Source organism: Kineococcus sp. R86509, assembly GCF_042466365.1.
Classification (GTDB): Bacteria; Actinomycetota; Actinomycetes; order Actinomycetales; family Kineococcaceae; genus Kineococcus.
On sequence record NZ_JAXHCE010000001.1, the window covers coordinates 3,308,441 to 3,328,459 of the forward strand.

16 protein-coding genes are annotated in these 20,019 nt (G+C 71.1%); 12 read left to right on the plus strand and 4 right to left on the minus strand.

The window, feature by feature from the left end; all coding sequences use genetic code 11:
• The first annotated feature begins 28 nt into the window (after window positions 1-28).
• The 4 genes from SJY07_RS16170 to SJY07_RS16185 all read left to right on the plus strand — a co-directional run bounded on the left by SJY07_RS16170 (window position 29) and on the right by SJY07_RS16185 (window position 5,995).
• Window positions 29-1,027, plus strand: a complete 999-nt coding sequence (locus SJY07_RS16170; protein ID WP_328293204.1) for an SPFH domain-containing protein — start codon at window positions 29-31, stop codon at window positions 1,025-1,027.
• Entirely contained in the window at window positions 1,024-1,914 is an 891-nt protein-coding gene (locus SJY07_RS16175; RefSeq protein WP_380160485.1) for a hypothetical protein, read from the plus strand. The genes SJY07_RS16170 and SJY07_RS16175 overlap by 4 nt, the downstream gene beginning before the upstream one ends.
• A gap of 85 nt (window positions 1,915-1,999) precedes the next feature.
• Window positions 2,000-4,870, plus strand: coding sequence for an FAD-binding and (Fe-S)-binding domain-containing protein (locus SJY07_RS16180; protein ID WP_380160486.1), 2,871 nt, complete (start codon window positions 2,000-2,002; stop codon window positions 4,868-4,870).
• 111 nt (window positions 4,871-4,981) lie between these two features.
• On the plus strand, window positions 4,982-5,995 hold the full coding sequence (locus tag SJY07_RS16185; RefSeq protein WP_380160488.1) for a LacI family DNA-binding transcriptional regulator: 1,014 nt from the start codon (window positions 4,982-4,984) through the stop codon (window positions 5,993-5,995).
• A gap of 125 nt (window positions 5,996-6,120) precedes the next feature.
• On the opposite strand, the gene SJY07_RS16190 is transcribed toward SJY07_RS16185, so the two are convergent.
• On the minus strand, window positions 6,121-7,416 hold the full coding sequence (locus SJY07_RS16190) for an IS256 family transposase (RefSeq protein WP_380156340.1): 1,296 nt from the start codon (window positions 7,414-7,416) through the stop codon (window positions 6,121-6,123).
• A gap of 289 nt (window positions 7,417-7,705) precedes the next feature.
• Here SJY07_RS16190 and SJY07_RS16195 point away from each other — a divergent pair, with 289 nt between their 5' ends.
• The 4 genes from SJY07_RS16195 (at window position 7,706) to SJY07_RS16210 (ending at window position 13,067) form a co-directional block, all read left to right on the plus strand.
• Window positions 7,706-9,904: a glycoside hydrolase family 36 protein gene (locus SJY07_RS16195; protein WP_380160489.1), complete on the plus strand. Its 2,199-nt coding sequence runs from the start codon at window positions 7,706-7,708 to the stop codon at window positions 9,902-9,904.
• Window positions 9,905-10,009: 105 nt separating this feature from the next.
• The gene (locus SJY07_RS16200; protein ID WP_380160491.1) at window positions 10,010-11,287 is read left to right on the plus strand and encodes an extracellular solute-binding protein; all 1,278 of its coding nucleotides are present in this window, start codon (window positions 10,010-10,012) and stop codon (window positions 11,285-11,287) included.
• A 98-nt stretch (window positions 11,288-11,385) separates the two neighbouring features.
• Complete coding sequence (locus tag SJY07_RS16205; protein WP_328296231.1) at window positions 11,386-12,225, plus strand: sugar ABC transporter permease; 840 nt, start codon at window positions 11,386-11,388, stop codon at window positions 12,223-12,225.
• Complete coding sequence (locus SJY07_RS16210; protein ID WP_380160493.1) at window positions 12,222-13,067, plus strand: carbohydrate ABC transporter permease; 846 nt, start codon at window positions 12,222-12,224, stop codon at window positions 13,065-13,067. The genes SJY07_RS16205 and SJY07_RS16210 overlap by 4 nt, the downstream gene beginning before the upstream one ends.
• A 789-nt stretch (window positions 13,068-13,856) precedes the next feature.
• Here the strand turns inward: SJY07_RS16210 and SJY07_RS16215 are convergent.
• Window positions 13,857-14,873: a helix-turn-helix domain-containing protein gene (locus SJY07_RS16215; RefSeq protein WP_380160495.1), complete on the minus strand. Its 1,017-nt coding sequence runs from the start codon at window positions 14,871-14,873 to the stop codon at window positions 13,857-13,859.
• 40 nt (window positions 14,874-14,913) lie between these two features.
• A complete protein-coding gene (locus tag SJY07_RS16220; protein WP_380160497.1) occupies window positions 14,914-15,900 on the minus strand; it encodes an alpha/beta hydrolase fold domain-containing protein in 987 nt (328 codons plus the stop codon).
• A 184-nt stretch (window positions 15,901-16,084) separates the two neighbouring features.
• On the opposite strand from SJY07_RS16220, the gene SJY07_RS16225 reads away from it, so the two are divergent.
• Window positions 16,085-16,693: a dihydrofolate reductase family protein gene (locus tag SJY07_RS16225; protein WP_328293195.1), complete on the plus strand. Its 609-nt coding sequence runs from the start codon at window positions 16,085-16,087 to the stop codon at window positions 16,691-16,693.
• Here SJY07_RS16225 and SJY07_RS16230 read toward each other — a convergent pair.
• Window positions 16,652-17,092, minus strand: a complete 441-nt coding sequence (locus SJY07_RS16230; RefSeq protein ID WP_328293194.1) for a hypothetical protein — start codon at window positions 17,090-17,092, stop codon at window positions 16,652-16,654. The two genes, SJY07_RS16225 and SJY07_RS16230, sit on opposite strands and share 42 nt — an antisense overlap.
• Window positions 17,093-17,226: 134 nt before the next feature.
• Here SJY07_RS16230 and SJY07_RS16235 point away from each other — a divergent pair, with 134 nt between their 5' ends.
• From SJY07_RS16235 to SJY07_RS16245, 3 genes are read left to right on the plus strand one after another with little or no spacing between them, the layout of a single operon-like run.
• Window positions 17,227-17,757 carry a HutD family protein gene (locus SJY07_RS16235; RefSeq protein ID WP_380160500.1) on the plus strand — a complete coding sequence of 177 codons (531 nt, stop codon included), beginning with the start codon at window positions 17,227-17,229 and terminating at the stop codon, window positions 17,755-17,757.
• A complete protein-coding gene (locus SJY07_RS16240) occupies window positions 17,693-18,823 on the plus strand; it encodes an FAD-dependent oxidoreductase (protein ID WP_328293192.1) in 1,131 nt (376 codons plus the stop codon). Before SJY07_RS16235 ends, SJY07_RS16240 begins: the two co-directional genes overlap by 65 nt.
• Window positions 18,807-20,018, plus strand: a complete 1,212-nt coding sequence (locus tag SJY07_RS16245) for an allantoate amidohydrolase (protein ID WP_380160502.1) — start codon at window positions 18,807-18,809, stop codon at window positions 20,016-20,018. The genes SJY07_RS16240 and SJY07_RS16245 overlap by 17 nt, the downstream gene beginning before the upstream one ends.
• Window position 20,019: the final 1 nt, after the last annotated feature.

The following is a 20,019-nucleotide window of genomic DNA, read 5'->3' on the forward strand; positions in this document are numbered from 1 at the left end:
CGACAACAACTGTCCCGAGGAGGACGACATGGCCGACATCACCCGCTACCCCTTCGCCCGGCACCTGCGCAGCACCCCGACCACCCACGTCGTGCACCACCGCGGCGGGAAGCTCGTGCACTCCGGCACCGGCCAGGCGTTCTGGTTCCGCCCGCTCTCCGCGGCCCTGTCCGAGGTGCCCGTCGACGACCGCGAACTCCCGCTCGTCCTGCACGCCCGCACCGCCGACTTCGTCGACGTCACCGTCCAGGCCACCGTCACCTTCCGCGTCGAGGACCCCGAGCTCGCCGCCACCCGCGTCGACTTCTCCCTCGACCCCGTGACCGGCCGGTGGCGGAACGCCCCGCTGCAGCAACTGGCCGGGCTGCTCACCGAGACCGCCCAGCAGCACGTCCTCGACGTCCTCGCCCGGCTGCCGCTGCGCGAGGTGCTGGTCAGGGGGGTGACGCTGACCCGGGAACGCATCACCGCGGGCCTCACCGCCGACAGCCGCCTCGCCAGGACGGGCCTCGCCCTCGTCGACGCCCGCGTCGTCGCCGTCCGCCCCGATCCCGACGTCGAGAAGGCGCTGGGCACCCCGACCCGGGAGGCGTTGCAGACCGAGGCCGACCACGCCACCTCCCAGCGCCGGGCGCTCGCCGTCGAACGGGAACGGGCCATCAGCGAGAACGAGCTGCAGAACGAGATCGAGCTCGCCCGGCGCGAGGAACAGCTCGTCGCCCAGCGCGGAGCCAACCAGCGCCGGACCGTCGAGGAGGCCGCCGCCGCGGACACCGTCCAGGCCACCGCCGAGGCGGAGCGCGAGGAGCGTCTGGCGCAGGCGCACGCCACCGCGACCCGGTTGCAGGGCGAGGCCGACGCCGGCGCCGAGGCCGCCCGGATGGCCGCCGTCGCCGGTACGCCACCGGAGGTCCTGCTCGCTCTCGCGCTGCGGGAGTTCGCCGGTCAGCTGCCCGAGATCGGGACCCTCGTCCTCACCCCGGACGTCATCACCGGGGCCCTCGCCCAGCTGGCCGGTACCCGGTGAGCCTCGCCCCGCGCGCGGTCCTGGTCCACCGCCGCACCCCCTTCGCCGACGCGATCGCCCGGCACGGGACCCGCGGAGCCGCGGAGTTCTTCCTCCGGACCCGCGGGCGCACGCTCGACGACCTCGAGGCGGGCGACGAACGCCAGCGCGCCGCCCTGGTCGCGGTGGCCGCGGCCGTCCCCCTGGACTGGCGGACGGGAACGGTCGAGCGCGCCGACCTCTCCCGGTTCCTCTTCGCCCCCGAGGACGTCGTCGTGGTCGTGGGGCAGGACGGGCTGGTGGCCAACGTCGCCAAGTACCTCGACGGCCAGGTCGTCGTGGGCATCGACCCCGACCCCGGTCGCAACGCCGGTGTCCTGGTCCGCCACCCCGCCGCGCATGCCCGGGACCTGCTGCACCGCAGCGTATCCCGCCCCGTCTGCGAGCAGCGGACGATGGTCCGTGCGGTCACCGACGACGGGCAGGAGCTGCACGCCCTCAACGAGGTCTTCGTCGGTCACCACAGCCACCAGACCGCCCGCTACGTGCTGGGCTGCGGGGACCGGCGCGAGGAACAGGCCTCCAGCGGGGTCGTCTGCGGGACCGGGACGGGCGCCACCGGCTGGCTCGCCTCCCTCGCCCGCGCCCGTGGGGGAGCCGCCCTGCCCGGGCCCACCGATCCGACCCTGGCCTGGTTCGTGCGCGAGGCGTGGCCCTCGCGGACCACCGGTGCCGACCTCGTCGCCGGGTCGGTCGGGGCCGAGGCCCTGACCCTCGACGTGCTCTCCGACGAGCTCGTCGTCTTCGGCGACGGCCTCGAGGCGGACCGGCTGCTCCTGACCCGCGGGCAGCGGCTGACGATCGACGTCAGCCCCCGCCACCTCGCCCTCCTCACCCCCCACCCGTGATCTCGCTGGGGGACCCGGCAAGATCACGGATCGGGTGGGGGTGGCTGGGTGCGGAGCACGGCCCGCGCGGCGGCACACTGGGCACGTGACCCTGATCGACGAGACCCGCGCCGAGGCCGCTGCCGGTGCGGACCTGCTGACCAGCCTGAACGCCGCCCTCGGCACCACCGCCGGGTCCGGCGTCGTGGACGCCTCGAGCCGGCGCCGCGCGGAGTACACGACCGACGCGTCGAACTACCGCGTCGTCCCGCAGGTCGTCGTCTTCCCGCGCACGGTCGAGGACGTCGAAGCCGTCTGGGCGGTCTGCCGCCGTCTCGGGGTCCCGTTCACCTCCCGCGGCGCCGGCACCTCGGTCGCGGGGAACGCGATCGGGGAGGGGGTCGTCCTCGACTTCTCCCGTCACCTCCACCGCGTCCTCGAGATCGACCCCGAGACCATGACCGCGCTCATCGAGCCCGGCGTCATCCTCGACGACCTGCAGCGCCAGGCCGCGCCACTCGGCCTGCGGTTCGGGCCGGACCCCTCGACCCACGCCCGCTGCACCGTCGGCGGGATGATCGGCAACGACGCCTGCGGATCGCACGCGCTGGCCTACGGCCGGACCTCGCACAACGTCGTCGCCCTCGAGGTCCTCGACGGTCACGGCCGCCGCTACTGGACCGACGCCCCGCCCGCGGACCTCCTCGCCGAGCTGCAGGCCGTGGCCTCCCGCCACCTCGGGATCATCCGGACCTCGTTCGCCACGTTCGGCCGTCAGGTGTCCGGCTACGCCCTGGAACACCTGCTGCCCGAGACCGGCGGGCCCACCGGGACCGCCCTCGCCCGGCTGCTCACCGGGTCGGAGGGGACGCTGGTGACGATCCTGCGCGCCCGGGTCCGCCTCGTGCGCCAGTCCCCGTCGACGACGTTCGTGGTCCTCGGCTACCCCTCGATGCACGAGGCCGCCGACGCGACCCCCGCCCTGCTGGAGCACGCCCCGCTCGCCGTCGAGGGCATCGACCGTCGCCTCGCCGACATCGTCGTGCGCCGCGGGGGTTCCGTCGACGGCCTCCCCGGCGGCGACGGCTGGCTGTTCGTGGAGATGGGCGGGGAGACCCCGGAGGAGTCCCTCGCCGCGGCGGAGGCGATGGTGCGCGACTCCCAGGCGCTGGACTCCGTCGTCATCCCGACCGCCGCCGCCGCGCGGAAGTTGTGGCGCATCCGCGAGGACGGCGCCGGACTGGCCGGGCGTTCCCCCGAGGGGTTGCCGGCGTGGCCGGGCTGGGAGGACGCCGCCGTCCCGCCCGCACGGCTGGGGGCCTACCTGCGCGAGTTCGACGCGCTGATGGCGACCCACGGTGTCGACGGGCTGGCCTACGGGCACTTCGGGGACGGCTGCATCCACGTCCGCATCGACTTCCCGCTCTACGAGAACGGCGGCGGCGCCGTGGCGAAGGCGTTCCTCGAGGACGCCGCCCGGCTCGTCGCGAAGCACGGCGGTTCCCTCTCGGGAGAGCACGGTGACGGCCGGGCCCGCGGTGGGTTGCTGCCGCTGATGTACGACGCCGAGGCGATCTCCGCCTTCGAGGAGGTCAAGCGCGCCTTCGATCCCGACGACCTGCTGAACCCGGGGATCATCGTCCGACCCGCCGACGTCGCCGCGGACCTCCGCGTCCCCTCGGCCCGGCCGGCGCACGCGCTGGGCATGCCTGGTCGTTCGGGACTGAAGTTCGCCTACTCCCAGGACCAGGGCGACCTCACCCGCGCCGTCCACCGCTGCGTCGGGGTCGGCAAGTGCCGCGCCGACTCCGGCGGCGTCATGTGTCCCAGCTACCTGGCGACCGGTGACGAGAAGGACTCCACCCGTGGGCGGGCCCGGCTGTTGCAGGAGATGGCCAACGGCACCCTCGTCACCGACGGCTGGCGCTCGCAGGAGGTCAAGGACGTCCTCGACCTCTGCCTGTCCTGCAAGGGGTGCAGCGCGGACTGCCCCGCCGGGGTCGACATGCCGACCTACAAGGCGGAGTTCCTCGACAAGTTCTACGCGGGCCGGTTGCGGCCGATGAACCACTACCTCCTGGGCTGGTTGCCGCGCTGGTCGAAGCTCGCCTCCTACGCGCCGAAGGTCGTGAACGCCCTGACGTCGGTGCCGGCGCTGGCGTGGACGGCGCGGGCGCTGGGTGGGGTGGACCAGCACCGGCCGCTGCCGGCGTTCGCGGAGGAGACGTTCCGGGCGTGGTTCCGACGGCGCCCCGAACGTGCGGGCGAACCCGTCCTGCTGTGGGTGGACTCCTTCACCGAGAACTTCTCCCCCGAGGTCGGCCAGGCCGCCGTGAAGCTCCTCGAACACCTCGGTTTCCAGGTGCGACTCACCGAGCAGCAGGTCTGCTGCGGTCTCACCTGGGTCTCCACCGGGCAGCTCGACGGAGCTAAGCGGCAGCTGCGCTCGTCGCTCGACGCGCTGGGGAACTCCGAGATCCCCGTGGTCGGGCTGGAACCGTCGTGCACCGCGCTGCTGCGCGAGGACGCCGCGGAACTGCTGCCCGACGACCCCCGCGCCCACGCGCTGGAACGTCGGGTGAAGACCCTGGCGGAACTCATCGCGGAACGGCGTCCGGACTGGATCCCGCCGCGGGTGGACCAGAAGGCCGTCGTCCAGCCGCACTGCCACCAGCACGCGGTCATGGGTTTCTCGCCCGACGAACGCCTGCTGGCCAAGGCCGGGGTCGAGGCGAAGGTCCTGAACGGCTGCTGCGGACTGGCCGGGAACTTCGGGGCCGAGAAGGGCCACTACGACGTGTCGGTGAAGGTCGCCGAGCACGCGTTCCTGCCCGCGCTGCGCGAGCGCGGGGACGCGGTCGTCGTGGCCGACGGGTACTCCTGCCGGACCCAGTCGGACAACCTCACGGGGATCAAGCCCAAGCACCTCGCGGAACTGCTGGCCGACGCGCTGCCGGAGGACGATTCCCGCGCCTAGCCGGTCGGCACGATCCAGAGCTGGCTGGCTCGGTTGTCAGCGATCCGCGCAGCAGGCCCTGCGTGGCCTTGGAGGCTTCGGCACGGACGTTCACCCACTAGCATTCAGCTCATGCCGGGTCCGCGTCGCAAGGCGTCCACGATCGTCGACGTGGCCCGCGTCGCCGGTGTTTCGCTTCCGACCGTCTCCCGCGTGCTGAACGACACCGTGCCCGTTCGTCCGGCCACCAGGGCACGCGTGCTGGCCGCGATGGAGGAGTTGTCCTACCGGCCCAACAGCGCCGCCCGGACCTTGAAGTCGGGGCAGCAGTCGATCGTCGGGGTCATCGCGCCGGACACGGTGTCCTACGGACGGGCACGCATGCTGGCTCAGATCGAGGAGCGGGCGCGAAGCCGGGAGTACCTGGTTGCGGTGACCTACGTCGAGCCGGACGTGGTGGGGAAGGCGAGCTCGGCCCTGGACGTGCTCCTGGGCCAGTCCGTCGTCGGGGTGGTCGTGTTGGACCTGAACACCTACGACGCGCCGGCGTTGCAGGCCAGGCTGGGTGATGTGCCGTGGGCAACCGTGACCAACGGGTTGGGACTGACCATCGACGTGCCGCACGTCATGGTGGATGACCGCCTCGCCGCCGCTGACATGACCCGCCACCTGCTCGGCCTGGGCCACCACACGGTCCACCACGTCGCGGTCCCGGGCTTCGGCAGCGATGTCCACTCGCGGGAGCTGGGTTGGCGCGACGCGCTGCTGGAGGCAGGCGTGCCCGTCCCGGAGCCCGTGATGTGCGACTGGACACCCGCGTCGGCTCGACTGGCGGGCTTGCGGCTGGCTGGAGACCCCTCCCTCACTGCGGTCTTCTGCACCAACGACGAGATCGCGCTCGGAGTCATGCGTGGGTTGCACGAAGCAGGACGCGAGGTGCCCCGAGACGTGAGCGTGGCCGGGATCGACGATCAACCGCTGGCGCAGTGCTGGGTACCTGCGTTGACCACCTACCGCATGGACTTCGACTGGGCGGGGGCCGCGGCCTTCGAGTTGCTGCTGGACCCCCTGCACGGGGCTGATCGAGCTGGACGACCGACGTCGGGGATCATCGTCCGCGAGAGCTGCTCGAAGCCGCGGCCCTGACGGGGCCCGAAGTCTCAGAAGTGCTGCGGGACAGGCTGGCCCGCGTCACGCACTCACGCACGCGTGCTGCGATGGAGTCCCGTGAAGTGGTGTAACTCCTGCGCGTGAAGCGCTGCGGTTTCGGACTATGCCGTGAGGGCGGCGGTCCTGTCGAGCGGGGTGACCGTGTCGGGGTTCACGGTGACCGCGGCGGTGGGCAGGACGGTGGGTTCGGGCGGAGTCAGCAAGGCCATGGAGGCCTCGGAGAGGTAGCGACGTTCCCCGGACTGCCACTCATCGTGGGCCTCGATCAGCACGCACCCGGCCAGACGCAGCAGGGCCTTGGCGTTGGGAAAGATCCCCACCACGTCAGTGCGGCGCTTGACCTCCCGATTCAGGCGTTCGATCGGGTTCGTCGACCAGATCTTCTTCCAGTGCGCCTCGGGGAACACCGCGAACGCCGTCACGTCCGGACCGGCCTCATCCAGCATCTCCGCGACCGCAGGGAACTGCGCGCGCAGGGTGTCGGCGACGACGCGGACCTGCTCACCGACAGCCTCCGCGGTGGGCTGGACGAAGATGGTGCGGACCATCGCCGCGACCGCGTCTGACTGCCCCTTCGTGACCCGACTCAAGACGTTGCGCATGAAGTGGACCCGGCATCGCTGCCAGGACGCGCCGGTCATGCTCTGCTCGATCGCCGAGACCAGACCGCGGTGCTGGTCGGAGATCACCAGCTGCACCCCGTGCAGACCCCGCTCGCGCAGTGAGGTCAGGAACTCCTTCCAGAACGCCAACGTCTCGGCGTCTCCGACGTTGCAGCCCAATACTTCCCGGTGTCCATCCGCGGTGACGCCGGTGGCGATGACGACTGCTTGAGAGACGACACGTGCGCCCTTGCCGTGCTGGTCACCGCCGACGCGGGCCTTGCAGTACGTCGCATCGAGGAACACGTATGGGGTCGCCTGCGCGTCCAACGGGCGGCTGGTGAAGGTGGCGACCTCGGTGTCGAGGTCGGCGCAGATGCGGGACACCTCGGACTTGGAGATGCCCGATTCAGCGCCCAGGGCCTCGACGAGGTCGTCGACCTTGCGGGTGGATACGCCGTGGACGTAGGCCTCCATGACGACGGCGTGCAGGGCCCGGTCGATGCGCCGGCGAGGGTGCAGCAGGGTCGGGAAGAACGACCCCGTCCTGGTCTTGGGGATCTTCAGTGCGAGGTCACCTGCGGTGGTGGCGACGAGGCGGTCGCGGGTGCCGTTGCGCTGGGTCGTGCGCCCGGCTGAGCGTTCGTGGTGGCCGGCGCCGATGTGGTGCTCGGCTTCGGCATCGATGAGGGCTTGCAGGGCGCCTTGCAGGATTCGGCGCATGAAGGTGCCGTCGTCGGCAGTGGTGAGTGCTTCGGTGAGGGTGGACAGGGCAGACTGGTCCATGAGGGCCATCGCGTTGATCTCCTTCTACGAGTTCCTTGGCGGGTACTCGCAGAGCTTCACGCGGTGGCCCTCACCTGCTTGGTGGGACACGCTGGGGCGGGTCCTGAGGCGGGCCGGAGTTACACCACTCGAGGGGACTCACCCCGTGCTGCGGTCCCGAGTCGTGGTGTATCCGTCAGCAGTTGATCGTGCTGCTCCCTTGCATCTGGCGTGAGAGCCCCCTACAGTCCTGATCAACGTTTTCATGATTAACGTTTACATCGGACGTCAGACGCTATCTGGAGCACAGGAGCCTCAGTTGCCCTTCGACACGACGCTCGTCACCATCCCCCACGCTTCGCCGGCCGAACGCGACCCGAGCCGTCCCCACCTGAGCATGCACACCGACGACTCCGGTCTGACGTGGAGCCCCGGAGAACTCGCGATCGTGCTGCGTTGGGGGGTCGACGAACCGGTCCGCGTCGCCGGACTCGGGGGTGGCGGGACGGCAGAGGTCACCTCGGCCCTCCAGCCCCTGGTCGAAATCATGGTCACCGGTGACGGGCGCATCCGGAACACCACCCGGCACACCCACACGGGGGTCGGGGCGCGGCTGCGCTACCTCGAGCACGAGACGAGCAACCTGCAGGACGAGGCAGTTCTCGCCATCACCCAGTTCGACCCTCGGACGGGTCTGCGCGTCACCTCGACGTTTCGATGCTCGCCCGACGTCGCAGCCGCTCGGGTGACCACGACGGTCGAGAACACGAAGTCAGCGCCCGTGGTCCTGGAAGCCGTGACGTCCTTCGCCACAGGTACTCTCACCGCCCCGGATGAAGATCCGCGTGACCTGCTCCTTCACCGCGGAACCGGTGAACAGCTGGCCGAGAACCGTTGGTCTGCAGAACCTCTCTGGTCGCAGATGGGACTGGCCGACTTCAACTCGGGCATCCAGAACCAGCCGGGTCGATCCTCGGCCCGCGCCGTGGGAACGTCCACCTGGACCACGGTGCGCCACTTGCCCACCGGCATGGTGGAGAACCGGGTGACGGGCCGAGCGCTGGCGTGGCAGATCGAGCACAACGGTGGATGGCGCTGGGACGTCGTCGACCGTCGGGTCGGGGAGGACTCCACCGCGCTGATCCTCCTCGGTCCTGAAGACCTGGACCACCACTGGTCGCAGGAGCTCCTGGCAGGTGAGACCTTCGTGTCGGTCCCTGCATCCTTCGCAGTTTCCGAGCGGGGAGCGACTGCCGCGCTGGCTCAGCTCACCGCTCACCGCCGGTGGCTGCGCCGGGACCACACGGCGGACGCAGGCTCGCTACTGGTCTACAACGACTTCATGAACACCATCCGTGGGGACCCCACCACCGCGGCGCTGCTCCCGCTGGTCGAAGCGGCCGCTGCCGCTGGGGCGGAATGCTTCTGCATCGACGCCGGCTGGTACGACGACACTGACGACGGGGGCTGGTGGGGGACCGTAGGTGCGTGGGAACCGTCGTCGCGACGATTCCCCGGGGGAGGCATGGGGGTCGTCACCCGGCGCATCAGGGACCTGGGGATGACGGTCGGCCTGTGGCTCGAACCTGAGGTCATCGGACAGGACAGCCCGTTGGCCCGGACACTTCCGGAGGAGGCGTTCCTGCGCCGTCACGGACGTCGGGTCCGCGAGGACCGGCGGTTCTTCCTGGATCTTCGGCACCCGGCTGCCCAGCAGCACCTCGACGACACGATCGATCGATTGGTAGCGGACTTCGAGGTCGGGTTCTTCAAGCTCGACTACAACGTCACGCCGGGCCCGGGCACTGATCACGAGGCCACGTCCGTCGGTGCCGGCCTGCTGGGACACAACCGGGCCCACCTGGCCTGGTTCTCCAGGCTGCGCCGACGGCATCCCGCCGTCGTCTTCGAGAACTGCAGTTCGGGTGCCATGCGGGCCGACTTCGGGATGCTCGAGCTGTTCGACCTGCAGTCGACCTCCGACCAGCAGGACTTCCGTCTGTACCCGGCGATCGCGGCGGGAGCGCCCTTGCAGATGCCGCCAGAGATGGCGGGGAACTGGGCTTACGCCCAACCGACGATGAGCCTGGAGGAGATCGCCTACTGCATGACGACCGGACTCAGCGGCCGACTCTACCTGTCAGGGTTCATCAACCAGATGGACGGACCGCAGTTCGCGCTCGTGCGCGACGCCGTCCAGGTCACCAAGGATCTACGGGACGGCATCGCACGCTCCGTCCCAGGGTGGCCCTCCGGTTACCCCCAGTGGTACGGCGACTCGGTCACCCTGACGTTGAACACCCCGGATCGAGCCTTGCTCTTCTGCTGGTTCCGCGGGGATGACGAGGGCCAGGAGATCCAGCTCGACCTCGGCGCCGGAACCACCGCGGGTGATCTCGTGGAGGTGTACCCCCGTGTTCTCCAGCCTTGGGGACGCGACGACGTGGAAGGCCGCATCGTCTTGCGCCCGGGCATGGCTGGTCCGTCGGCCAGGGTCTACCAGCTCACCCCGGCGTGATCGCTGCGGTCGAGCCACTCCAGAACGTTCCACAGCATCAAACCAGCACCAGCACCAGCACCGACCGAGCGGGCGGTGCCCGATCACGACCCGAGGACGACAGCGATGAAGCTCTCACCTTCCACCATCTCGCGCCGAGCGATCCTGGCCACGGCGGCAACCACCTCCCTCATGGCATCGGCTGCGTGCAGTCGCAGCACCGCCGGTGACAGCGCCGGGGGCAAGGCGCTGCAGATGTTCGTGAACATGGGGGCCGACACCCCGCAGGCAGCGGCGATGAACAAGATCGTCGCGAGCTACCAGCAGGAGACCGGTCAGGCCATTCAGGTCACGGCGGTGTCGACGGGTTTCGAGAACCAGATGAAGGTTCGGTTGGCCTCCAAGGACATCCCGGACCTGTTCTCGACCCACGGCTGGTCGCTGCTGCGCTACTCCAGCTTCCTGGAACGACTCACGGACAGGTCGTGGGCAGCTGACGTCAACCCACAGCTGGACTCCTCGATGCGCGACGCGAACGGTGACATCTACGCCTTCCCCGGCGAGACCAACGTCGCGGGCGTGCTGTACAGCCAGAAGGCGCTCGCCGCGGCCGGCGTCGATGCGGCGCAGCTGACGTCCTGGGAGGCCTTCGGTACGGCTGCCGATGCCCTGCTCGCCGCTGGAATCACACCGATCTCCTGCAGCGGAAAGGATCAGGGGCCAGCTGGACACATCGCTGACCACCTGGCCATCGACACGTTCACGGACGAGCAGCTGCAGGCGATGAAAGACGGTACGTTCCAGGCTGACGCCTACGACGAGGTGCTCACGCGGGTCGCGCAGTGGCGCGACGGTCGCTGGTTCAACCCCGACTACGCCTCCGCCTCCCAGGACGACATGGCGCACGCACTCGCCGACGGGACGGCAGGCTTCGCCTTCCTGGGAACGTCCCTGCTCAGTCAGGCCCTGACCTACGCACCCGCCGCCGCCCTGGGTTTCTGCCCGTTGCCTCCGACCCACGGGGCCGAGCCCTACCTCGTCGGTGGCGAAGGAAACCTGGCCTTCGGCGTCTCCAAGACCAGTACCCAGAAGGAGGCCGCACTCGCCTTCCTGGACCACCTGGCCAAACCCGAGAACGCCGCAGCTCTCGCGGAGTCGACGGGATCGGCACCTGGTCTGAGCAGCGTGCAGGTCGACTTCGGCAGCCTCGCCAGCAGCTACGAGGCGTACGTCACGCCGGGAAAGGTTCCGGTCAAGCCCTACTTCGACCGGGTCTACCTCCCCAACGGCGCCTGGGACACCGTCGTGGCCACCACGGACTCCGTCATCTCCGGTCAGGGCAGTGTCGAGGACGCAGTGACCCAGATGCAGCGCCAGTACGAGACCCTGTACGGGCAGCAGTGAGTAGCGTTGGTCCCGCCGTCGCTGTCGCCGGCCGGCCCGCACCGGCTCCAGCGCCGGCCCCGATGCGTCGGCGTGGTCGCCTACCGCTGGTGAACCTGATGTACGTCCCGGCGCTGCTGCTCTTCGGCGTCTTCATCGTGTATCCCCTGGTGCGGGGGGTGGGCATCGCCTTCACCAACTGGGACGGGTACACCGACAACGAGTCCTTCGTGGGGTGGGCCAACTTCCGCCAGTTGTTGACCGACTCCGTGTTCCACACGGCGTTGCGGAACACCCTGGTCTACGGGTTCGGGTGCACGTTGCTCCAGCAGGTCATCGGCCTCGCCTTGGCCATCGCGCTCGACGGCGGAGGCCGCGCCAAGTCAGTGGCGCGGGCGGTCATCTACCTTCCCGTCCTGGTCTCCCCGGTCGTCATGGGGATGATGTACTACTTCCTCGTCCAGTACGATCGCGGTGCCCTGAACGATGTCGTGACCGGGCTCGGATTCGACCGGGTCGCGTGGCTCAGCAGCAGTACCGGTGCCGTCGTCATCATCGTGGCCGTGAACACCCTGCAGTTCGTCGGTACCTCGATGATCATCTACCTCGCCGGGCTGCAGTCGATCGGGACAGAGATCAACGAGGCGGCCGAGATCGACGGCGCCCGTGGGTGGAAGCTCCTGCGGCTGGTCACCATCCCGTTGCTCAAACCGGCGATCGTCTCCAGCGTCATCATCAACCTCATCGGCGGACTCAAACTATTCGACGTCATCCAGGTCCTCACCGGCGGCGGCCCGGGGTACGCCACGCAGAGCGTGTCGACCTTGATCGGTCGCACGTACTTCGGCCAGCAGGCGGCCGGATACGCCTCGGCCATGGGGGTGGCGCTGTTCGTTCTGATCGCGGCCGTCTCCGTGGTCCTGATCATGCGGATGGAACGTTCGGGGAGGACGTCGTGAGCAGCGCCGGCATCAACCGTCGACAGGGTCGAGCGGGGCAGGTGGTCAAGGTGGTCTTCATCGTGGTCGCCGTGCTGGCGCAGCTGACGCCCTTCTACCTCGGGGTGACGACCGCCCTGAAACCGGCGACCGACGGGTCCTCGCTCTGGTTGCCCCCCCTGTCGGGCGTCACCTTCGACAACTTCTCCACAGCAGTCTCCGTCGGCAAGCTCGACTGGGCTCTGCAGAACACCCTGCTCGTCACCGTGGCCAGCACGGCCCTGGTGTGTCTCGTCGCCTCCTTCGCGGCCTACCCGCTGGCTCGGAGGAACACGACGGGGAACCGCTTGGTGATCCTGGCGGTCCTGGGAATGTTGATGGTTCCGCCGCTGAGCATCCTCGTCCCCCTGTACTCGATGCTCTCGTCCTGGGGTGTCCTCAACACTTTCGGCGGTTTGATCCTGGTGGTCACGTCGACGCACCTGCCGCTGGCGATCTTCCTGTTCACCCAGTTCACCCGCAGCTTGCCCGTCTCGCTGGAGGAGGCGGCCGCGATCGACGGCGCGGGGTTGCTCACGACGTTCTTCCGCATCGTGCTGCCCTCGCTGCGTCCGGTGATGGCTACCGTGGTCATCCTCACCTCGACGAGCGTCTGGAACGAGTACGCCCTCAGTTCCTACATCAACAGCAAGACCGAGATGCGGATGCTCGCTCCCGCTGTCGCCTCCTTCTTCTCGGCGCAAGGCAACAACATCGGCGCTGCAGCGGGAGCTGCGCTCATCGGTCTGGCTCCGATCCTGGTCGTGTACCTCTTCCTCCAGAAGTACTTCGTCAAGGGTGCGTTGGCCGGCGCCGAGAAGTAGCTGCTCCGGACGGGAACCTCGAGGCAGGGCAGTCTTCTCCCCAGTCGAGCCGATCTGCTCTCGAGGGTGAGAAGAGCGTGGACAGACTCGCGGTGACGGGTGGTTGCGGCCGTCGCCGACGTGGCTGTCGCCACGGTCAGCACGGCGATCGGGGTACGACCTCCTCGGGAAGACGTGCGCTGTGGCGCCGGCTGATGAGCGGAGGGGCGAAGTTCCCGTCGGGCCGTGGCCCTGGACGCCGGTCCGCAGGTCGTCAACGACGACTGCGGAACTCCTGTCGTGAGCAGTTGCGTCGCCGCGACCGGCATCACCCCGGTCGCGTCCACCCACCGTTCGCCCTGCGCAGCATCGTGCAGCTGCACACCGAGGACGGGGCCACCGGACTGGGACCAGCACGTCGCCACCGCGGCTGCCTCGATGCAGTGCGTCACCACGCGGAGGGACTCCGCAGCGTTCACCGACCTGCTCGGGAACCTCCGGTCCGAACGCGCTCCGGTCTTCACCCTGGCCATGGACAACGGGTCCGCCCACAACCCCCGAACACGTCCGACAGTGGCTCTCCGAGCATCCGGGGGTGACGGTCGTCGACACTCCCGTGCACGCCTCGTGGGTCGAGTCGGTGTTCGGGGATCTGTGTCCGCCAGGTCCTGCGTCACGGAGTCTTCGAGGGCCCCGACGACTGCGACGCGACGGTTCAGGCCTGGACTGAACACCGGAACAGATCGCTTCGGCCGGTCACTCCCACCTGGCAGACCACCCCGGCTCGATCACGAACTTCACGCCAGACCACTAGGAGTTCCGGTGCAGCCGGCGCAGGACGAGCGCCAGCTGCAGGCGCTGCAACCCGGCCACGTCCTGCAGTTCCCAGCCCAGCGCGCGCTGGGCGGTGAGCACCCGGGCCTGCACCGTCGAGTGGTGGACCGCGAGTTCCGTCGCGGCCGCGCGCCGGCTGGACGTCGTGGCCAGGACGTCCAGGGTGCGCAGCATCCAGGGCGCGAGGACGGCGGCGCGTTCCACGGCCCCGACGTCGGGAACCGGGGTCGCACCGGCCGGCACGGCCGCGGCCAGCAGCAGCAACCCCTGCACCGCCTCCGCGTGGACGATCCGTGGCCCCGGGTCGGTCGCGGTGCCCTCGGCGGTGAGGCGCAGCGCGCGACGGGCGGCGACCCAGGAACCCGGGAGCTCGTCCACCGTCACGACCGGTCCCACCCCGGCCCGCCGCGACCCGAGCGGGGGTTCCACCGGGCCGGTGAGGACCAGGGCGGTGCCGTCGACCACCGCGACGGCGCGGCAGGGGGTCTCGGGTGCGAGGCCGAGGCTCCGTGCCGCACGACGACGGTCGTCGCGCGGCGTCCGCGGGTCGAGCACGACCTCCAGGAGGTCCGCGTCCTGACGTCGCGATGCCGACGCCGCGAGCGGGCGGGTGCGTTCCAGGACGCTGCGGGCCAGGGCGCAGGCGCGTTCCAGCACGACCGCGTCCACGACGCGGGGCGGACCCGACCGTTCCAGCCACAGGACCGCCACGTCGTCGACGGCCGCGCTCAACCACGCCGGGTCCGGTCCCGACGACCCGTCCGCGACGTCGTCCTCGCCGGGCTCGTTCTCGCCCGCGGAGTTCACCCGCAACCGCAGGTGCCGACGCGCGTCGAGGAGCCCGGCGGGACTGCCGGTGAGCGACGTCGCCCCGCGGACGATCGCGTGCAGACCCGCGTGCCCCGCGGCGAGTTCGTCGAAGTACGACACGACGCGCAGCGCGGCCCCCGCGTCGGGGTCGAGCGCCGAGAGTCGCACCGTCAGGTCCCTCACGAGCCCATCCTGCGCTCGCGGGGGCCCGACGGGAAGCGGTTCAGGCCTGCACGAGGCGGGACAGCCACGCTCGTCGTGCGGCCCGGGCCGCCTGGGAGATCGCCGCCTGCGGGGCGAACACGTCGAAACCGTGGAACCCGCCGGGCCAGACGTGCAGTTCCGCCCGCCCGCCGGCCTGCCAGATGCGGCTCGCGTAGGCGACGTCCTCGTCGCGGAAGTTCTCCGCCGAGGCCACGTCGACGAACGTCGGCGGCAACCCCGTCAGGTCCTGAGCCCGGGCCGGCGCGGCGTAGGGCGAGACGTCCGGGCCTCCCCTGGCCGCGCCCAGCAACGCGCTCCAGCCGGTGTCGTTGGCCGTGCGGCCCCAGGTCCCGGTGTCGGCCATCTGCACCGCGGACGGGGAGTCGTTGCGGTCGTCCAGCATCGGGTAGATCAGCAGCTGGCCCAGCAGTCCGGGACCGCGGCGGTCACGGGCCAGCAGGGCGACCGCGGCGGCCAGCCCGCCGCCGGCGCTGGCCCCCGCGACGACGATGCGCGCCGGGTCGAAACCCAGTTCGCCCGCGTGCTCCGCGGTCCAGACCAGCCCGGCGTAGCAGTCCTCGACCGGTCCGGGGTGCGGCGTCTCGGGTGCGAGGCGGTACTCCACCGACACGACGACCAGGCCGAACTCCTGGGCCCAGTCCAGGGCCTCGGCGATGCCGCCGCGGTTGTCGCCGAGGACCATCCCGCCCCCGTGGATCCAGTAGACCGCTCCCGTCACGGTCGTCGTGGGACGGCAGATCAGCAGGCTGACGTCGGGGGCGCCGTCGGGACCGGGGACGCTGCGTTCCTCGACGGTGAAGGCGCCGTCGCGGGCGAGTTCCTCGTCGCTCGGGGGCAGCTGGCCGGGCAGGCCCTGGCGCACGACCGGGATGAGGTCGGGGGTGATGGGCGGGAAACCCCCGAGGGCGGCCAGCGCGGCCGCCGCTTCGGGGTCGAAGGGGGTGACGGAGCCCGTGGTGCTCGTGATGTTGGTGGTGGTGGTCATCGTTGACCTCTCGACGGGGTGTTCCGGTCGACGGCCGACCGGTCGCCCCCCAGACTGCACCCGGGGCCGGCCCGCCGAGCGTGCGAGGCGGCGGGCGCCGTCCGCCAGGTGGCGGACGGTCGTCCCGCCGGCCGCTGAGTCCTGACCGATCCCGAGCGCCACCCTCGACGGAGGTCCCACCCGCATGAGTCGTGTCGTCTGCCACCAGACCGTGTCCCTCGACGGCTTCACCGCCGGTCCGGACCAGAGCCTCGAGCACCCCATGGGGGTCGGGACCGAACTGCTGCACCAGTGGCAGTTCCGCTCCGGGGAGCCCGGCCACGAGGCCGACGCGGCCTGGCGCGCGGGTCTGCTGGCCCCGCTGGGGGCAGTGGTCATGGGCCGCAACATGTTCGGTCCGGTCCGGGGTGAGTGGCCGGACGAGACCTGGCGCGGGTGGTGGGGCGAGGAACCGCCCTACCACGCGCCGGTCTTCGTCCTCACCCACCACGAGCGGGCCCCCCTGGAACTGACCGGGACGACCTTCCACTTCGTCACCGAAGGTTTCGACGCCGCCTTCGCCCGCGCCCGGGAGGCGGCCGGGGCCGGCGACGTGCGCATCGCCGGCGGTGCCTCCACCGTCCGGCAGGCGCTGGCCGCGGGCGTGGTCGAGGAACTCGCCCTCGACGTCGTCCCGATCCTGATCGGGGCGGGGGAGCGACTCCTCGACGGGGTGACCGATCCCGGTCTCGTCCCCGTCGAGGTCGTCCACTCACCGCTCGCGACCCACGTCCGCTACCGCGTCGGTCGCTGAGGCGCGCCGCACGGCGAGGTCCACGAGCACGTGCACGTCACGGCGATCACGACCGGCGAGGAGCTTCCCGGGCCGGTGGACGTCGCGCAGTTCCTCCGTGCCGCCGACGGGGCGCCGGTCGTCGGCCGGCCCCCGGACCGCCCAGTTCACCACCTGGACCCGGACGGGGAACCCCGTCGTGGCGGAGGTGGAACCCCGCGGTTCGTACGAGGCGTGCAGGCGGGTGGATCCGGACGGCCAGGGAACCCGGTCGTCGGGGCGGTGCGTGAGGAACCAGGTGATGTCGTCACCGACGGTGGGGCGTGGCCGGCCGCCGGTGAGTTCCCGCACGTGCAGGACGACGGGGACGAGCTGGAAGAGGCGCAGGCTGACCGGGGTCAGCGGCGTGTGGCGATGCAATGAACGACCCGTGCACTCGACAGGTCCGGGGTGCGAAGCCCCCGGGCACGGGTTCACCGTCCGCGGACCGTACCTCCTCGCGCGGGTCGGGCGCCACCCACCGGCACCCGGTCGGAGGCGGGCATGCTGGGGGCGTGCGCACCGTCCGTCACGACGACGTCCCCGACCAGCCCTGGCGCAACGGGGGCGGGACGACGCGGGAACTCCACCGCGACGAGCGGTGGCGCCTCAGCGTCGCGACCATCAGCGCCGACGGCCCGTTCTCGACGTTCCCCGGGGTGACCCGCTGGTTCGCCGTGGCTCGGGGTGAGCTTGTGCTGGACCTGGACGGCGCACCTCAGGACGTCGGCGGGGTCGTCGGCGGGGACACGGTGCTGGTGTTCGACGGTGAGCTCCCCGTCGTGGCCCACCCCGAGGGGGAGGTGCTGGCGGTCAACGTGATGGCGACGTCACCCCCGGGGATCACCGTCGTGGGCGGCCGCTACGCGGGCGGGAGCGCAGTGGCGGTCGTCGACCTGGACACCCTGCAGGCACACTTCGAGGTGGCCCGCGGGGACCTCCCCGCCCTCGAACGGGCCGTCGTGATCCTGGAGGCGTCGGATGTCGCAGTTCCTCGTGGTCGGAGCCGGTCTCGCGGGAGCGTCCACCGCCTGGCGACTGACTGAGCGGGGCTTCTCCGTCACCCTGGTCGAACGCGACGTGCCGGCCTCGGCGCGGGGCAGCTCGCACGGGTCGGCGCGGATCTTCCGGTTCGCCTACCGGGAGCGGGACTACGTCGACCTCCTCGCGGCGTCGGTACCGCTGTGGTCCGAGCTGGAGCGGCGGCACGGAGCCCCGCTCATCACCCGGTGCGGGGCCCTCGACTTCGGTCCCGACCACGACGTGGCCGGGTTGGCGCGGGTCCTCGCCGCGGCGGGCGTCGAGCACGAACTCGTCCCCCGGCGCGCGGCCCGGGAACGGTGGCCGCACGTCGCCGCCGACAGCGACGTCCTGCTGCACCCGGCGGGCGGTGTCCTGGACGCGGAGCGGACCGTGGCGGCGATGGTCGCGGCCGCCCGGGCCGGTGGTGCGGAGGTGCTCACCGGCTGGCCGCTGCAGCACCTCGAACGCACCGCGACGGGGTTCACCGCCCATGCCGTCGACGGGCGCACGCTCGCGGCGGAACGCGTCGTCGTCAGTGCCGGCGGATGGCTGCCGGACCTGCTCGGGAACCTCTCGTTGCCGGCGGAGTTCCTGGCCGCGTTCCCTCCGCTGCAGGTGCGCGAGGAGAACGCCTTCCACTTCCGCTACCGCGACCCTGGTGCGTCCTGGCCGACCACCATCCACGAGCAGGACGGCACCTCCGTCTACTCCCTGCCCGGGGGTCGCGACGCGCAGTTCCGCGGGCAGAAGGTGGCCGAGTTCAACGGTGGCCGGGTCCTGCCCTCCGCCGCGGCCCGCACCGGTGCGATCGACCCCGCGAACCGCGCGCGGGTCGTGGAGCACGTGAGCCGGTTCCTCCCCGGCCTCGATCCGGAGCCCTACGCGGAGACGACCTGCCTGTTCACCAACACCCCCACCGAGGACTTCGTCGTCGACGGGGTGGACGGGGTGACCGTCCTGTCGCCCTGCTCCGGGCACGGCGCGAAGTTCGCACCGCTGCTCGGTGAGGTCGCCGCGGACGTCGCGCTCGGCACCGGGACCGTTCCCGAGCGGTTCCGGGTAGGTTCGGCGGGTGTCCGAGACCTCTGACCTGCTGGCCGCCATCGCCGACACCGGCCGGGACGCCACCCGGGGCGGGTACTCGCGCCCGGTCTTCTCCACCGCCGAACGCGATCTCGTGTCCTGGTACACGGCGGAACTCGCGGCGCGCGGGCTGGAGGCCGAGACCGACCGCAACGGGATCGTCTGGGCGTGGTGGAACCCCGCCGGTCTCCCGCTGGAGGGGGCCGTCGTCACCGGTAGCCACCTCGACTCCGTCCCCGGGGGTGGCGCGTTCGACGGACCGCTGGGGGTCGCCTCGGCGTTGCGGTCGCTCGACCTGCTGCGCCAACGCGGTGTCGTCCCCTCGAGACCGCTGGGTCTCGCGGTGTTCCCCGAGGAGGAGGGGTCCCGGTTCGGGGTGGCCTGCCTCGGTTCCCGGTTGCTGACCGGCGCCATCACCGCCGAGAAGGCGCTGGCCCTCACCGATCCGGAGGGGAACACCTTCGCCGACGTCGCCGCCCGCTCCGGGTTCGACCCCCGGGGTTTCGGCCGGGACGAGGAGACGCTCGCCCGCATCGGGACCTTCGTCGAACTCCACGTCGAGCAGGGCCGCGGGTTGATCGACCTCGACGCCCCCGTCGCCGTGGCGAGTTCCGTCATCGGTCACGGACGCTGGCGGTTCAGCGTCCACGGCCAGGGCAACCACGCGGGGACGACCCTGCTCGAGGACCGCCGCGACCCGTTGCTCGCGGCGTCCCGACTGGTCGTCGCGGTGCGCGAGGTCGCCGCCGCGAACCCCGGGACCCGGGCCACCGTCGGGCGGTTGCACCCGGTCCCCGGCGGGACGAACGTCATCGCCTCCCGCGTCGACCTGTGGCTGGACGTGCGTCACCCGGAGGACGTGGTGACGGTGGCCGTGGTCGCCGAGATCACGCGGCGCGCGCAGGAGATCGCCGCGGGGGAGGGGTGTTCCGTCGAGGTCCGCGAGGAGTCCTTCGGCGCCACCGTGGACTTCGACCCCGCCCTGGCCCGCCGCATCACGGGCGTGCTCGACGGCGCCCCGAACCTCTCGACCGGGGCCGGGCACGACGCGGGGATCCTCGCCGCGGTGGTCCCGACGGCGATGCTCTTCACCCGCAACCCGACCGGGGTCTCGCACTCGCCCGAGGAGGCGTGCACCGACGAGGACGCCGAACTCGGTTCGACCGCCCTCGCCGACGTCCTGGCGGACCTGCTGGTCTGAG

Excerpts from the sequence above, each read along its gene's own strand:
- SJY07_RS16240 (WP_328293192.1), top strand. The coding sequence starts at position 17,693 with ATGTCGCAGTTCCTCGTGGTCGGAGCCGGTCTCGCGGGAGCGTCCACC.
- SJY07_RS16225 (WP_328293195.1), top strand. The coding sequence starts at position 16,085 with ATGAGTCGTGTCGTCTGCCACCAGACCGTGTCCCTCGACGGCTTCACC.
- SJY07_RS16170 (WP_328293204.1), top strand. The coding sequence starts at position 29 with ATGGCCGACATCACCCGCTACCCCTTCGCCCGGCACCTGCGCAGCACC.
- SJY07_RS16220 (WP_380160497.1), bottom strand. The coding sequence starts at position 15,900 with ATGACCACCACCACCAACATCACGAGCACCACGGGCTCCGTCACCCCC.
- SJY07_RS16190 (WP_380156340.1), bottom strand. The coding sequence starts at position 7,416 with ATGGCCCTCATGGACCAGTCTGCCCTGTCCACCCTCACCGAAGCACTC.
- SJY07_RS16200 (WP_380160491.1), top strand. The coding sequence starts at position 10,010 with ATGAAGCTCTCACCTTCCACCATCTCGCGCCGAGCGATCCTGGCCACG.
- SJY07_RS16205 (WP_328296231.1), top strand. The coding sequence starts at position 11,386 with ATGTACGTCCCGGCGCTGCTGCTCTTCGGCGTCTTCATCGTGTATCCC.
- SJY07_RS16185 (WP_380160488.1), top strand. The coding sequence starts at position 4,982 with ATGCCGGGTCCGCGTCGCAAGGCGTCCACGATCGTCGACGTGGCCCGC.